This is a genomic window from Exiguobacterium abrahamii (genome assembly GCF_015645365.1).
Taxonomy (GTDB): domain Bacteria; phylum Bacillota; class Bacilli; order Exiguobacteriales; family Exiguobacteriaceae; genus Exiguobacterium_A; species Exiguobacterium_A abrahamii.
The window spans coordinates 179,910-194,753 of record NZ_JADOYC010000004.1 but is presented as its reverse complement, the minus strand read 5'-3'; the positions used below and the strand labels follow the sequence as shown (position 1 = coordinate 194,753).

Below are 14,844 nucleotides of genomic sequence, written 5' to 3'. Positions count from 1 at the left end.
TTCATCCGAACGTATTCGTCGGAATGGCATCAAGTTCAGCTTGTTCTTTCAAGCGCTTTTCTTCCATTTTCTTCGGATCCGCTTTTTTCATGAACCGTTCCCATGATGCGTTCAATTCAGAACCGAGTAAGATGATCAGCCCTGTGAAGTAGAGCCATAGTAACAAGATGACGACACTACCGAGCGAACCGTACGTTTGATTGTAATTCGAGAAGTTCGAGACGTAAAATCCGAATCCAACCGATAATAATTGCCAGACGATGACACCAAAAACGGCTCCTGGAATTGCTTCTTTGAATGTAATCGGACGCTTTGGTGCGACGCGGTAAAAAATCGACAGGATACCAATCAATAGAATCGTCGACACGACATATCGTAAGACCGTCAGTAGGATTTTTTGCCCCATATCGATCGGTAACACGAAGTTGGCAAGATACGTAATGATCGGACCACCGAGCACATTCAAGACGATCAGCAACAACATCCCGACTCCGAGCACGATCGTGAGTAACAAGGCAATCCCACGCGCTGCGACAAATCCACGGGGCGAGAAGTCACCATAGGCATGGTTTGCTGTCGTGATCAAACGATCGACCCCTTTGGAAGCAGACCAGACAGCAAGAATGGCACCGATTGATAACAGACCACCCTGCGGTTCTTTGATGGCTTGGAAAATTGTATCCGTGAACGTATTGACGGCTCCGCCTGGCGCTAGGTCCCGAATTTGTGACTCGAGTGTCTGACGATCGATGTCAAAGAATGATAAGACCGAAATGACGAAAATGATTCCTGGGAAAATGGATAAAAACCAATAATAGGCGAGTGTCCCTGCATAATCCGTGATATTATGATCGGACATTCGCTGCTTTAAGTTCAGGGCAAGCCCTTTTGGATCGCGTGAATGCGCCATCGTCATCTCTCCTTCATGAAAAAGAGGCAGTCGAAGACCACCTCATTGTTTTAATATACTTTTCCCATTTTATTTCAACTAAAACCTCATTCGTTTTCAGAAAGGATTAATTCATAGAATGGTTCTGTCATTTCTGCCAGCTGTTTGGCAAGTGACGGTGGACGAATCGGTAACGAAGGTAGCTCCGAACGCTTGATCCAGACCGGTGTATAACCCGATCCTTCCTCTTCGAACTCTTCACCCGTACCCGTTCCAAAGCGACCCCCAATTGTTTTCGCCCAAAAATAAGGATTGTCGAATCCATTAAAACGGACGATGGCGGCAACACCGGTCAACTCCACATCGATTCCAAGTTCTTCATGTGCTTCACGAATCGCTGCTTCTTCTAACGATTCTCCGTTATCTTTCCCACCGCCTGGAAAGACATAATACGTTTCGTTCGGTTTATCCCGTCGGATCAACGCAATTTCATCTTGTTCGTTTCGTAAAATGATTGCACTTCGTTGAATCGGCATGACGCCACCTCCCCTTTTATCATTTCTACTTATCGAAGAGCATCCAGCATTTCAGGAACGAGTCCATTCTCTGTCGAAGCGATGACTTCCGCTGCAACCTTCATGCCAAGCTTCAAGGCTTCTTCTGCCGGTCTCTCTTGTGTCAATTCAGACAAGACAGCAGAGAAGAATGAGTCGCCTGCTCCCGTTGAGTCAACGACCTTCACTTTTTTCGTTCCGACGTGACCTGATGTCGCTGTACGCCGATCAACGTAGACCGCCCCGAGTTCACTCATCGTCACGACCGTGAATGGAGCACCTTTTTTCGCTAACTCATTTGCTACATGAATTGCATCTTCAACCGTCACGATCGACAGATCAGACAGAATTTCCGCCTCTTCTCGGCTACAAATGAATCCAGTGAACCCTTGTAGCAGATGACGATTTCGTTCGATGACGCTCAAGTGACCACACACACCAAACAACGGCAACTCCATTTTGCGACATAAATGAATCAAACGTTCTAAGACCGTAACGGACAAATCAAGATCGATTGCAACGGCATCGACTCCATCGAGCGCATAGACCGATTGACGTAAAATCGCCTCTTCGAGCAACTTCGCATCCGGTTGTTTCGAGATCGATGTTTGCAAGTCACCTTCGTTATCCATGACAGCTAGCCACATGCCCATTCCATGATCTTCTAACATTTCGACGTGATCCACATTTGCACCGTAAGATTTCAGCTCATCGAGCACTCCCACGCCAATCTGATCATTCGTAACCGTCGAGATAAAGCGAACTTCATTCCCGAGGACGGCTAGATTTTGTGCTACGTTGCGTCCTGTTCCTCCATTTGAAAACGTGATGTCTCCTACGTTTTTCGCATCCTTATGCAAAGGAGCGAACGAAGTTCCTTTTATGTCGACGAATACTTTTCCGATTACCGCGATTTTATTCATTTCAGTTCCACCTCTAACCATATTTCCTGATTTCCGACCTTGTTTGATCTTTCAGGCACATTGCTTCAATTATAGTAAAATTTTAAATCAGTGACAACCGAAGTAGTTTTTTTCTAACTGTTCGCTATCTTCACGTTAAAAAAGCAGCAAGCGGATCGCCTGCTGCTTTGATTAAAGATTAGATATTCGCGATCACGAGACTGATTGCGAGTAAGAGTCCGAAAATCGTGTTCACTTTACCGGTCTGTGCCATGCCAGGCATCAGCTTTTCCGGTGGTAAGTCTTCCCAGAAGAGACGTACTGCTTTGATCATGAGCGGAATACTCAATAACGCGAGTAACGCAAACCATGAGACTTCGAATGCGAGTACAGCAATAATGAGAGACAGGACAGCTGCCGCAAAAAATCCGATCAAGACGTACACGGCACGGCGATGTCCGACGAGACAGGCAATCGTTTTTCGTCCGTTGACCTTATCATTATCCAAGTCCCGAATGTTATTCGCAAGTAGGATCGAACCAATCAAGATGGCGACTGGTACCGAAATCGCAACGGCTTCTGTCGGAACATAACCAATTTGTAAGTACGCCGAAATCGCGATGATGATATACCCCATGAAAAAGCCTGCAACGACTTCTCCAAATGGTGTATAGGCAATCGGAAGCGGTCCTCCTGTATAGATATATCCGACGAACATCGAAATGAGTCCTACGACAAGTAACCACCACGATGTCTCGATGCATAGATACACACCGAGTAATGCCGAGATGCCGTACAATGTAAGTGCGAACGCTAGGATCGTTCCCGGCTTGAATCCGTCACGAACGATCGATCCGCCGATTCCGACCGATTCCTCCGTATCTAAACCACGTTTGTAATCGTAGTATTCATTGAACAGATTCGTTGCGATTTGAATCAACATCGATGCGATCAACATCGCCACGAACAAATCCAAGCGTATCGATTCCACGCGTGGTGCGACAACTGCCGTACCGACGACGACCGGAACAAAACTTGCTGTTAATGTATGCGGTCGTGTCATTCGCCAATAGACAGCGATTGATTTATTCATATAATAACCCCTTTCCTGTCTAAGTGTATCGGGTTTCGTTTTTTGCTGTCAATGTTCAATCCGAGATAGCTTATTCCTTCTTTTTTGTCCGCAAAAAGTTTACACTTAGATTAAGTGAAACATATCACAGTATCTATAGACTAGGGGGCAATGAGCGGTATGGCTTACGCTCAACAAGAGCTAAAACAGTGTATCGAACAGGCCGTCAGTCAGGCGAACGCCTCACAACGACCTATACTCGCTTCGTATTCATGGGAAATCGAAGCAACTGACATGCGTTCCCTCGAACAGGGTATCGAGGAACGATTTTATTTCGCGACACCTGATCGCTCGATGCGGGCCATCGGGTTTGGCATCGTACAACAACTTCAGGCTTCAGGAACGGATCGTTTTCTACGAATTCAATCGCAATGGGCAAACTTGAATCGCGATCATGTCGGTCATGATTTATTTGCGTTCAGCGGATTTTCGTTTACCGAACTTAAACAACCGGATTATCGTTGGTCTTCCTTCGGAGACGCTTCGATGACGATTCCGAAGTTTTTATTTCTAGAACAAGATGGCAAGACACGTGTGACGATTTTTGTTCGCGTCGAACCAATGGATCAAGTCGATTCTATCTTAAATGAACTCTCACTCGATTTCGCCAAAGTCAATCAACCGCAACCATCGACTGCGGCAGGCGTCACGCGCTTACGACTATCGCGAGATGGGAATGAAGCCTTTGAAGCTTCGTTCCATCAAGCGATGCACTACTTGGAGACGACACTTGAAAAAATCGTCCTGGCGCGCGAAGTCGTCTATGAGCTGGATCGTCCACTCGACGTAGCCGCTGTCGTCGCTGAACTCGAAGATACGCAGCCCGGCAGCTACGTCTTCTGTTTCCAACCAAATCCGGAAGAAGCCTTTATCGGCGCTACACCGGAACGACTCGTCTTAAAACGTGGACGTCGTCTTGAAACGGCAGCCGTCGCTGGTTCTGCACCACGCCACGCAACGGATGAGATGGACGAAGCACTCGGTCAATCGTTATTACAAGATCAAAAGAACCGGGTAGAGCACGGAATCGTCGCGGATTCGATCGAACGGACATTATCTGTATTTTCAGAGGAACTGGATTGTCCGGATACGCCGATTCTCTTGAAGAATCGCCATATTCAACATCTTTATACACCGATCACAGCTCATTTAAAAGAAGATGTGACGTTATTCCAATTAATCGAAAAACTGCATCCGACACCTGCACTTGGGGGCGAACCCAAGCAGTTAGCAGTCGATGCCATCCAAGAAATCGAAACGTTCGAACGAGGATGGTACGGTTCACCTGTTGGTTGGATGAACGGACAGGATGACGGGGAATTCATCGTTGCCATTCGATCTGGATTGTTTACAGAACGGGCGGTCATTCTTTACGCCGGTTGCGGTCTCGTCGAAGGCTCTCATCTCGATAGTGAACTGGCAGAGACAGAAACTAAACTATCACCGATGGTACAAGCACTTGGACACGTCGGTTCGATTGAAAAGGATGATATTTATGTTGACTAAGTGGATGCACACGTTAATTGATACGCTCGTCGCTTCTGGTGTCCGGGACTTCGTCATCAGTCCCGGCTCTCGTTCGACACCACTTGCCATTGCTGCTTTTCTGCATCCTTCTAGCCGTACCCACGTCCTTGTTGACGAACGGTCGGCTAGTTTTTTTGCTTTAGGTCTAACACGGACGGAAGAACGTGTTCGTCCCGTTGCGTTGATTTGTACAAGCGGTACCGCTGCGACGAACTATTATTCAGCAGTGACCGAAGCGAATATTTTTGAACTTCCGTTGATCGTATTGACCGCCGATCGACCACATGAATTACGGAATGTCGGTGCGCCACAAGCTATTGATCAGGTTGGTCTGTACGGGAAGCAGGTTCGGCATGCGTTTGATCTTCCGTTAGCAGAAGAAGCGAGCCTTCCTTACGTCGCTCATGTTGCACAACGCGCAACCCTACTCTCTCTAACGGAACCAGCTGGCCCGGTTCAAATCAACGTTCCGTTACGTGAACCGCTCGTGCCAGAACTCGATCTCTTACGGACAGGGCGTCCGGTCGGTGTATTACCTGAACCGACACCGGGCGTAAACAACGCTTTAGCGACCGCACTTCAAGAAGAGCGTCTTCTTTTTGTGCTTGGACCACAACTTACTACGGCGGACAGTCAGGTTGTCATCTCGTATGCGAAACAAGCAGGGATTCCGGTGTTGGCGGATCCACTCAGTCAAGGACGACAATCGCATGATGCTCACGTTTTTGCCTATTACGATACATGGCTCAAACATCCCGCTACCGCTCAGCACGTCCGACCAGACCGAATCATTCGTTTCGGTGCCATGCCGACGTCAAAGCCTTATCTGCTTTGGTCTCGGGAGATTCCGACGACGGTCGTCGGTCATCCAGGAAACTGGCGCGATCCACAGCTTCATTCGGATTTCGTAATTGGTCACGCGCGACAACTCGCGCATCATGAATCTGTTCCGCACGATCCTGCATATCTGACACTGTTGCAACAGGCGGAGCGACGCGTCGCCGCTGCTTTTGCGACAATCGATCAAGAGGAGATGACGGAATATAACGTCGTCCGTGCATTGGCGACGTTACAGGACGGAAGTCTCTTTGTTTCGAACAGTATGCCAATCCGGGATGTCGATACGTTCCTACCGACAGGAACATCCCTTCGCCTACTCGCGAACCGAGGAGCGAACGGAATTGACGGCATTCTCTCAAGCGCTCTAGGAGCAACGTTTGATGCCACACATCGCTACTTACTCGTCGGTGACTTGGCGTTCATTCATGATATCAACGGTCTGATGACAGCACGGACGCTTCCGTTAACGATCATTCTCGTCAACAATGCAGGTGGTGGCATTTTTAGCTTTTTACCGCAACAACGACTTGAGCAAGAGGTATTCGAGCCACTCTTCGGTACACCGCAGCATCTCGACTTCGCTTCTCTCGCTTCCGGATACGGTGTAACCTATCAGGCGATCGATTCCATTGCCGCGTTACGTCAAGCACTTGCGGAAGAGACGAACGTCACTCGGATTCTTGAAGTCAAGACGACACGAACAGAAAACGTACAGATGCACCGTTCGATCTGGGACGTGACGAATCATGCGTTAGCCGAGGTGTTCCAATGATTTTGCGTGGCCATACGTATCATGTGAAAATCGAGGGATCGGGTCCACCGCTCCTATTGCTTCATGGTTTTACAGGCTCGCTCTCGACGTGGGACATGCTAAGTGAGCATTTATCGACTCACTTCACCGTCTATCGCCTCGATTTGATGGGACACGGAAAAACGACACCGGCGTCTGAGCAACGAATGCGTTTGACGCAACAGGTCAAGGATCTCGAGGCACTGCTCGCTATGCGATCCGAGCCATGGATCGTCCTCGGATATTCGATGGGTGGACGAATCGCTTTAATGCTGAGCGTCGTCTCTGAGCAAATCGCTCGGACGATCGCTGTTAGTACGACACCGGGTATCCAGACGGCAATCGAGCGAAAAGTACGTCGTACATCGGATCGATTGCTTGCGGAGCGACTCGAAAAAGGCGGACTCGAAGCTTTCATCGATCACTGGGAGACACTTGGACTATTTAAACCCCAAGCCCTTCTCCCGGAATCGCAACGTACGCGACTGCGTCAGGAGCGTCTTTCCCAAACGGTTGAAGGTTTAAGTGCTTCGTTACGTACACAAGGTACAGGAAGCATGCCATCCCTATGGTCATGCCTTCCGAAAGAGATTGATTGGATCGTCGGGGCAGAGGATGAAAAATTCCGTGCCATCGCTTCACGAGCGGCATCACCTGAAAAAATTCACGTGATTTTGCACGCTTCGCACGCCCCACATATCGACCAACCGCAAAAGTTTGTTACAATGGTAGAGAATCTACTTATTCATCACTAACATATTGGGGGAATTCACATGAAATATGCTCCGGAATGGGTATCAGCCCGCAGCTATGAAGACATCAAATATGAACAATGGAACGGGATCGCGAAAATCACGATCAACCGTCCTGAAGTTCGCAATGCGTTCCGACCACACACGGTCCACGAACTCATCGACGCATTTTCACGTGCACGTGACGATCAAAATGTCGGCGTCATCATCTTAACAGGTGAAGGTGATCTCGCATTCTGTTCTGGCGGAGATCAAAAGGTACGTGGACATGGTGGATATGTCGGTGACGATGAAATTCCACGCTTGAACGTTCTTGATCTTCAACGTTTGATTCGTGTCATCCCAAAACCAGTCATCGCTATGGTCGCAGGTTATGCGATTGGCGGCGGACACGTCCTTCACCTCGTGTGTGACTTGACGATCGCTGCAGACAACGCCCGCTTCGGACAAACTGGTCCAAAAGTTGGTTCATTCGATGCTGGATATGGCTCTGGTTACCTCGCACGCGTTGTTGGACACAAGAAAGCGCGTGAAATCTGGTACCTCTGCCGTCAATATGACGCACAGCAAGCACTTGATATGGGACTCGTCAACACGGTCGTTCCACTCGCAGATCTCGAGCAAGAAACGATTCAATGGTGTGCTGAAATCCTTCAACATTCACCAACGGCTCTTCGTTTCCTCAAAGCAGCATTCAATGCTGATTCAGATGGTCTTGCAGGGATTCAGCAACTCGCAGGAGATGCAACGTTGTTGTACTACACAACGGACGAAGCAAAAGAAGGACGCGATGCGTTCAAAGAAAAACGCAACCCGGACTTCGGACAGTTCCCGCGTTTCCCATAATGAAAAAAAGGTTCAATCGTCTTACGACATTGAACCTTTTTCGTATATTCATCTCAAAAGGAAGTGACTATTTTGTATCCTTGGATCTATACACGGGCAAAAGAACAACCGGATGACATCGCACTCATTACGGAAACAGAGCGTTGGTCGTGGTCCGAACTATATGCACGCGCGCATCGCTTAGCGAGTACTTGGGCGACGATCGTGACACGCGGAGACCAGATCGCCCTGTACGGTCCATCGAGTGCGCGCTACATCGTCGCACTTCACGCAGCTCAATTGCTTGAACTGACCGTCGTCCCGATCAACACACGTTTGACGCAAACGGAAGTATTACGTCAATTTAAACAGGCAGATGTACGGCTCATCGTGACGGACCGGACACTTGATACAAGAATCCCGTGCGTGGCTTTCTCTTATGAAAAAGAAGCACCTGACCTGTTAATACGCCATATGCCCAAGCAATACGTCCAATCGATGCTCTTTACGAGTGGTACGACCGGACATCCGAAAGCCGTCGAACAAACGATGTTGAATCATTTTTCAAGTGCGACGAACGCCGCGCGTCATATCGGATCGCTGCCAGAGGATCGTTTTTTGATCGTCACACCGCTGTTCCATATGAGCGGATTAGCTGTCGTCTATCGGGCAGTCATCTATGGAGTACCGATCATTCTTGAGCCACATTTTTCGCCAGAACGCGCCTTGCACTGGATTACGACAGAAAAGATCACCCACGTCTCACTCGTCTCGGTCATGCTTGATCGACTGCTTGAAGCCGGACTACGTCGCCACGCACTTCGCGTCGTACTGACAGGAGGCGGTCCTGTACCATTACCGATTCTGACGCGTGCACTCGACCGCAATATCCCGGTCATGCAGACATACGGGATGACGGAAACCGCGTCACAAATTGCAACCCTCTTGCCTGAGGATGCCTTACGAAAAATCGGATCTGCCGGACAAGCAATTCATCCGACACAAATCCGCATTACGCGTCATCAAGAAATCGAAGTCAAAGGACCGACGATCATGAAAGGCTATTTTCATGAGGAAGAGAAAACGGCAGACGCCTTTACGGCAGACGGTTTTTTCAAGACTGGTGACTTAGGACGTCTGGACGCCGACGGATACCTCTATGTCCTCGATCGTCGAAGCGACCTCATCATCTCAGGTGGGGAAAACATTTATCCAGCTGAAGTCGAATCAGCACTTCTCTCGATTGATGGGATTCAAGAAGCAGGTGTCGTCGGACGATTTGATGCTAAATGGGGACAGGTTCCGGTCGCCTTCATCGTCAGTACACTCGATGAATCCATCGTCCGAACGGAAATCAGTCAATTGCTCGCTAAATATAAATGTCCGGTTGATTATATCTATCATAGCGCGTTGCCACGCAATGCGAACGGTAAACTATTACGGAAGCAACTGAAGGAGTCATTATGAACATTACTCTCCGCTCTGCCGAACTGTTCGATGTTCCGCTCGTCTTTCGTCGTCCGATGCAAACCGCCCTCTCGACGTTGACAGTACGCCGGACGACGATTTTGCGTCTGACCGATTCGGAAGGACGAGTGGGTTACGGGGAAGGTGTCGCGTTTGATACACCGTGGTATACATCGGAAACACAGCACTCCCTCAAAGGAATCGCTCCGCTGCTGTATCGATTACTTGAACAACCGCTAAATCATCCAGCAGACGTTACGGATCGTTTCCGCATCGTCCAAGGTAATCCGATGGCAAAGGCGATGTTCGAAGGAGCGATCTATGAATTATTCGCAGCAACTACCGGTCAATCGCTCGCCACGTATCTCGGAGGTGATGAATCATCTCTCGTACCTTGCGGGAAAGCACTCGGACGGGCTTCTGCAGCACAGACCGTCGAAGCCGTCGGACAAGCGATCGCTTCCGGATATGGACGGATCAAGCTGAAGCTCGCTCCGACGGATACCGTCGTTCTTGAGCAAGTACGTGCCGCTTTCCCTGATGCGCCCTTGATGTTTGACGCTAACGGCAGCTTCACTGAAGCAGACTTCCCTCTATTACAACAGTGGGATTCATTCGGTCTCGTTATGATGGAACAGCCGCTCGCAGCGTCGGATTGGTCGGGACATCAACGTCTCGCTAGACTCTTACAGACACCGATTTGTCTGGATGAATCCATCGTCGCTCCAGTGGATGCCGAGTTGATGCAGACGCTCCACGCTGGTCAGATTCTAAACATCAAGCCGGCACGCGTCGGTGGACTGACGAACGCTTTGTCCCTTCGAACAAAAGCACCCTACTGGCTCGGTGGGATGTTCGAGAGCGGTATCGGGCGTCGTCAGACCCTTGCTTTTGCAACACTTCCTGGACTCGCTTATCCGATTGATATGGCAAGTACTGCCGATTATTTCGAAGAAGATTTGCTTGAGACCCCGTATCATGTCGAACACGGACACATTCGTTATTCCGCTCCAGCCGTATCCAAGTCACAGTTAAACAAATTGGCAACGTCCCGGATATCCTTATGATAGGAGCACTACGATGAAAAAGAGACAATGGATTGACTTCCATTGTCTCTTTTTCGTATTTTACTATATGAGCTTTTCTTAGAACGATTCTTTGCCTTCGACTTTCGTCAAAATCTCATACCCGTCCTTCAAGACGACGACCGTGTGCTCGAATTGTGAGACGAGGCTCCGGTTCGGTGTGTATAACGTCCAACCGTCCCGCTCATCTTCGATACAGAACTCATCTCCTGTTGAAATGAACGTCTCGACAGCGATGACTTGCCCTTCCTTCAACAAATCATTCTCTTCACGATTGAAGTAGTTCGAGATGGATTCTGGCTCACCATGGAGTGTCTTACCGAGACCATGTCCCGCTAAGTTACGGATAACCGTGAAACCACTCTTACGTGTTTCGGCATAGATCGCTTTTCCGATCTGGTTGACCTTCGTTCCGGCTTTGACTTTTTCAAGCCCTTTCTCAAGCGCCGTCAATGATACTTCAACGAGTCGGACATCTTCCGGACGTTTTGCTTCTCCTGCGATGACCGTCTTCCCTGTGTCCGAGTAGTAGCCGTTCTTCACAGCCGAGACATCGACATTGACGATATCACCTTCTTGAATGACATACTTCCCTGGAATACCGTGTGCTGCGATATCGTTGACACTGATACATGTCGCTCCTGGAAAATCGTACATGACGATTGGAGCAGACTCTGCTCCCTGTTCCTTCAGGATGCGTGCTCCGATGTCATCGAGCTCCTTTGTCGTGATTCCCGGTTTGACGGCATCCGCCATCTCATCGCGTGCCATGGCGACGATTCGTCCAATTTCTCGTAATGCATCGTAATCATAATCTAACACTTTCATTTCCTCCTCATTCACTCAATCGTTCTTGATATAGATAATCTGCAGAGATATCCGCAAATAAGAACATCCCATTACTAAGCGGCATACTAAATGTCCGCGTTTGTTCACTCGAGCTGAAGTCGACATACCGTTCGGACAAATATCCGCTATGTCGTCGCTCCATCGCTACCGTCGTCCGGATGAAGTAAGGACGGAAACTCCAATTATATCCCTTGTAGAAGGAATACAGTTTCCACTCCCCACTCTTTTTACTGACGTTTGAAGATTGTTGGAATCCATTCGCATCCGTGATATAAAACCGGATAAATTCCGGCTCCATCTTCCGGGCGAGCGTCAGCAACCATTGATCGAGATCTTGCTCCGGCTTTAAGGAGCGGCAATCTTCATTAAATCGAACCGTCCAGTCTTGCTCTAGCTGAAACAAGCGATTCATCTGCTCGCGATCATATTTATAGAACATCGGGACTTCATGAATCAACACTTCCATACCAGGACAGGTCATGACCCATTCAGGTGATGCTTCTCCAAGTAGATTCCCCATGTAGTAACGTCCTCCGTGCTGCCACGCATACCGAAGTTGACCGAGATGACTGATGTTCTTATACAAAAGTGGCGCTCCAAGCTGGTCGCAAAGATGCTCCATCGTCTGTAAGAGATGGGGATACGACGCTGAGACGGTCTTTTTTTCAATCATGGAGGATAAATCGACGATCAACATATCCGGTGACATCGAAAAGACACGTTCAAGACTCGTTGCTTCCGCACGGTCCAGCGCTACCTTCAGTCCAGAGTTCTGGTAATACGCGACGATCCGACCCAGACGGTCAAAATCATCGACTTGGACATCCGTCAAAGTAACGTACATCCGCTCTTTTGGAAACGACGAGTCGACCGTCCGTAAGACATGCAAGAAGTCCTCCCCACCGTTTTCAAACAGCCAAGCTGGACGACAACGGATCAGAATAAACGCTTGTGCATCGGAGGGTACTTTTTGGAATGCTTGACGGACGACATGCCCCATGACTTCGAGTTGATACTCGATTGGAACATCGTCTTCCTGAAAAAATGGTTTTAACGGTTCTCCACGAAAATGGGACTGGATTTCATACCCTTCCACCTTAAAAGGGGCAGCGCCTACGATCGGTTGAAACCATGCCTCTATCTCTTCGGGATGAACGATGACATCTAATGCATCCATTCTATTCCCCCCTTGTACTCTTGTTCTATCTTAACAAAAAAAGAGCCTCTCTGTAACGAGAGAGCCCCTGTTTTACGATAACGTCGTATCTTTCCGCAATGCGATATACAAGTACACACCGAATGTCGCCGTCAAGTAGATGATACTCAGGACACCGTATTGGATTCCGACGGCTCCTCCCTTACCGATGGCTAGCACAAGAAAGATGATGCCGCCAAATAATAAGGTTGCCAACGGAATATAACGAAAATGTCCTTTTGTCGTCCGCTCACAAATCTTTTTCGTCGCGACAATCAGTGCAACGAGACAGACGGATGCTGCTACATAAATGGTATACACGAATGATTCAGCCCTCTCCCTATCGTTCATGGCTCATTTTATCATGACCGCTCAGATAAATCATAAAAAAGAACCGACTTGTCTGTGACAAATCGGTTCGAATCGTTTACTTTTCAAAACGCGGCTTACGTCCACCACGGTTACGATCGCTTTCGCTACGGTTGCTACGTCCAGCATAACCGCCTTCACGACGATCTGATGAAGAAGATGAACGACCACCTTCACGACGCTCACCACCGCGTGGGTTGTTTCCACGGTATCCGCCACTGCGGTTGCCGCTTCCACTTCCACCTTTGTTTCCGTAAGGACGACGGTTTCCACCACCGTTGCTACCGAAACGTTTCACGCGGATTGGTTCGATTGAAGAGATTTGGACTGGTGTTGCGTCCGGCTCTTTCGTCAATCCTTTAAGTGCTGCTGAAAGAAGTTCCACCGCTTCGTACTCTTCTAAGAGTTCTTGTGCAAGTGTCGTATATTCTTTTGAGTCTTTTGCTTCAACACGTTTGATGAGTTCTTGTGCAGCAAGCTTCAAGTTGCCTTCTAAGATTTCATCAAGTGTTGGTGCATGACGACGTGACATTTTTTTGTTCGTGACACGTTCGATTGTTTTAATTTGACCGAATTCACGTGGTGTAACGAACGTGACAGCCGATCCTGTTTTACCAGCACGACCTGTACGACCGATCCGGTGAACGTAGCTTTCTGGGTCTTGTGGGACGTCGAAGTTGTAGACGTGTGTGACACCAGAGATGTCAAGACCACGTGCTGCAACGTCTGTCGCGACGAGGATATCGATCGTTCCTTTTTTGAAACGACGGATGACTTGGTCACGTTTTGCTTGTGTTAAGTCACCGTGTAAACCGTCAGCTGTGTATCCACGTTGAATCAAACCTTCAGTCATTTCGTCAACACGTTTTTTCGTACGACCGAAGATGATTGAAAGTTCCGGAGAATCCGTATCGATCAAACGGCAAAGGACGTCGAATTTTTGGCTTTCTTTTAATTCGATGAATGACTGCTCGATGTTCTCAACTGTCATTTCTTTCGCTTTGACTTTGATGTGTGTCGGAGTCGTCATGAAACGATCTGCGATTTTACGAATTTGTGGTGGCATCGTTGCTGAGAACAAGAGTGTTTGACGAGTTTCAGGAAGTGCACCGAGGATTTTCTCGATGTCTTCGACGAATCCCATGTTCAACATCTCATCTGCTTCATCAAGGATGACCGTTTGAACGTGATCAAGGTTCAACGTCTTACGGTTCATGTGATCCATCAAACGTCCTGGTGTTGCAACGACGATTTGTGGATTTTTACGAAGTGCACGGATTTGACGATCGATTTGTTGTCCACCGTAGACAGGAAGTGCATGAACGCGTTTTACGTCACCGATACGGTTCAATTCTTCTGCTACCTGGATTGCAAGTTCACGTGTCGGAGCAAGGATCAACGCTTGGATGTTGCGTGATTTTGCGTCAAGACGCTCGATTGTCGGGATACCGAATGCTGCAGTTTTACCAGTACCTGTTTGTGCTTGACCGATTAAGTCAACGCCGCTGAGTCCGACTGGAATTGTTTCTGCTTGGATTGGTGTTGCTTCTTCAAAGCCCATTTTTAGGACACCTTTGATAAGTGCCTCACTAAGATTTAATTCACGAAATGTTGTCAATGCTAAATACTCTCCTTTGTCATATGAAAAGCGTCTGCCACTAAACAGAC

General features: G+C 48.4%; 14 protein-coding genes. 6 read left to right on the top strand and 8 right to left on the bottom strand.

Features of this window, described 5'->3' with window-relative positions; translation table 11 throughout:
• Nucleotide 1 precedes the first annotated feature (1 nt).
• The 4 genes from ITJ88_RS13010 to ITJ88_RS12995 form a co-directional block, all read right to left on the bottom strand.
• Nucleotides 2-910, bottom strand: a complete 909-nt coding sequence (locus ITJ88_RS13010) for a YihY/virulence factor BrkB family protein (RefSeq protein WP_029340889.1) — start codon at nucleotides 908-910, stop codon at nucleotides 2-4.
• 86 nt (nucleotides 911-996) lie between these two features.
• Nucleotides 997-1,425, bottom strand: coding sequence for an NUDIX hydrolase (locus tag ITJ88_RS13005; RefSeq protein WP_195865937.1), 429 nt, complete (start codon nucleotides 1,423-1,425; stop codon nucleotides 997-999).
• Nucleotides 1,426-1,454: 29 nt separating this feature from the next.
• Complete coding sequence (locus ITJ88_RS13000; protein ID WP_058704971.1) at nucleotides 1,455-2,366, bottom strand: guanosine-inosine kinase; 912 nt, start codon at nucleotides 2,364-2,366, stop codon at nucleotides 1,455-1,457.
• 178 nt (nucleotides 2,367-2,544) lie between these two features.
• Complete coding sequence (locus tag ITJ88_RS12995; protein ID WP_029340886.1) at nucleotides 2,545-3,438, bottom strand: 1,4-dihydroxy-2-naphthoate polyprenyltransferase; 894 nt, start codon at nucleotides 3,436-3,438, stop codon at nucleotides 2,545-2,547.
• 159 nt (nucleotides 3,439-3,597) lie between these two features.
• Here ITJ88_RS12995 and ITJ88_RS12990 point away from each other — a divergent pair, with 159 nt between their 5' ends.
• The 6 genes from ITJ88_RS12990 (at nucleotide 3,598) to menC (ending at nucleotide 10,745) form a co-directional block, all read left to right on the top strand.
• Entirely contained in the window at nucleotides 3,598-4,983 is a 1,386-nt protein-coding gene (locus ITJ88_RS12990) for an isochorismate synthase (protein WP_195865936.1), read from the top strand.
• A complete protein-coding gene (gene menD, locus ITJ88_RS12985; protein ID WP_195865935.1) occupies nucleotides 4,973-6,616 on the top strand; it encodes a 2-succinyl-5-enolpyruvyl-6-hydroxy-3-cyclohexene-1-carboxylic-acid synthase in 1,644 nt (547 codons plus the stop codon). The genes ITJ88_RS12990 and menD overlap by 11 nt, the downstream gene beginning before the upstream one ends.
• The gene (gene menH / locus ITJ88_RS12980; protein WP_195865934.1) at nucleotides 6,613-7,389 is read left to right on the top strand and encodes a 2-succinyl-6-hydroxy-2,4-cyclohexadiene-1-carboxylate synthase; all 777 of its coding nucleotides are present in this window, start codon (nucleotides 6,613-6,615) and stop codon (nucleotides 7,387-7,389) included. Before menD ends, menH begins: the two co-directional genes overlap by 4 nt.
• Nucleotides 7,390-7,407: 18 nt before the next feature.
• On the top strand, nucleotides 7,408-8,232 hold the full coding sequence (gene menB, locus ITJ88_RS12975) for a 1,4-dihydroxy-2-naphthoyl-CoA synthase (RefSeq protein ID WP_023469886.1): 825 nt from the start codon (nucleotides 7,408-7,410) through the stop codon (nucleotides 8,230-8,232).
• Between the two features lie 72 nt (nucleotides 8,233-8,304).
• Nucleotides 8,305-9,678 (top strand): o-succinylbenzoate--CoA ligase, encoded by a 1,374-nt coding sequence (menE, locus tag ITJ88_RS12970; RefSeq protein ID WP_195865933.1) that lies wholly within the window; start codon nucleotides 8,305-8,307, stop codon nucleotides 9,676-9,678.
• On the top strand, nucleotides 9,675-10,745 hold the full coding sequence (menC, locus tag ITJ88_RS12965; protein ID WP_195865932.1) for an o-succinylbenzoate synthase: 1,071 nt from the start codon (nucleotides 9,675-9,677) through the stop codon (nucleotides 10,743-10,745). The genes menE and menC overlap by 4 nt, the downstream gene beginning before the upstream one ends.
• A gap of 78 nt (nucleotides 10,746-10,823) precedes the next feature.
• On the opposite strand, the gene map is transcribed toward menC, so the two are convergent.
• The 4 genes from map to cshA form a co-directional block, all read right to left on the bottom strand.
• Entirely contained in the window at nucleotides 10,824-11,585 is a 762-nt protein-coding gene (gene map, locus ITJ88_RS12960; protein WP_370567818.1) for a type I methionyl aminopeptidase, read from the bottom strand.
• A gap of 13 nt (nucleotides 11,586-11,598) precedes the next feature.
• On the bottom strand, nucleotides 11,599-12,789 hold the full coding sequence (locus tag ITJ88_RS12955; protein ID WP_195865930.1) for an EAL-associated domain-containing protein: 1,191 nt from the start codon (nucleotides 12,787-12,789) through the stop codon (nucleotides 11,599-11,601).
• 72 nt (nucleotides 12,790-12,861) lie between these two features.
• On the bottom strand, nucleotides 12,862-13,128 hold the full coding sequence (locus tag ITJ88_RS12950; RefSeq protein WP_023467277.1) for a hypothetical protein: 267 nt from the start codon (nucleotides 13,126-13,128) through the stop codon (nucleotides 12,862-12,864).
• Nucleotides 13,129-13,234: 106 nt separating this feature from the next.
• Nucleotides 13,235-14,794, bottom strand: coding sequence for a degradosome RNA helicase CshA (cshA, locus tag ITJ88_RS12945; protein WP_195865929.1), 1,560 nt, complete (start codon nucleotides 14,792-14,794; stop codon nucleotides 13,235-13,237).
• Nucleotides 14,795-14,844: the final 50 nt, after the last annotated feature.

Coding starts and splice junctions, on each gene's coding strand:
- menD (WP_195865935.1), top strand. CDS start 4,973: ATGTTGACTAAGTGGATGCACACGTTAATTGATACGCTCGTCGCTTCT.
- ITJ88_RS12995 (WP_029340886.1), bottom strand. CDS start 3,438: ATGAATAAATCAATCGCTGTCTATTGGCGAATGACACGACCGCATACA.
- menC (WP_195865932.1), top strand. CDS start 9,675: ATGAACATTACTCTCCGCTCTGCCGAACTGTTCGATGTTCCGCTCGTC.
- ITJ88_RS13010 (WP_029340889.1), bottom strand. CDS start 910: ATGGCGCATTCACGCGATCCAAAAGGGCTTGCCCTGAACTTAAAGCAG.
- ITJ88_RS12955 (WP_195865930.1), bottom strand. CDS start 12,789: ATGGATGCATTAGATGTCATCGTTCATCCCGAAGAGATAGAGGCATGG.
- ITJ88_RS13000 (WP_058704971.1), bottom strand. CDS start 2,366: ATGAATAAAATCGCGGTAATCGGAAAAGTATTCGTCGACATAAAAGGA.
- ITJ88_RS12990 (WP_195865936.1), top strand. CDS start 3,598: ATGGCTTACGCTCAACAAGAGCTAAAACAGTGTATCGAACAGGCCGTC.
- menB (WP_023469886.1), top strand. CDS start 7,408: ATGAAATATGCTCCGGAATGGGTATCAGCCCGCAGCTATGAAGACATC.
- ITJ88_RS13005 (WP_195865937.1), bottom strand. CDS start 1,425: ATGCCGATTCAACGAAGTGCAATCATTTTACGAAACGAACAAGATGAA.
- menH (WP_195865934.1), top strand. CDS start 6,613: ATGATTTTGCGTGGCCATACGTATCATGTGAAAATCGAGGGATCGGGT.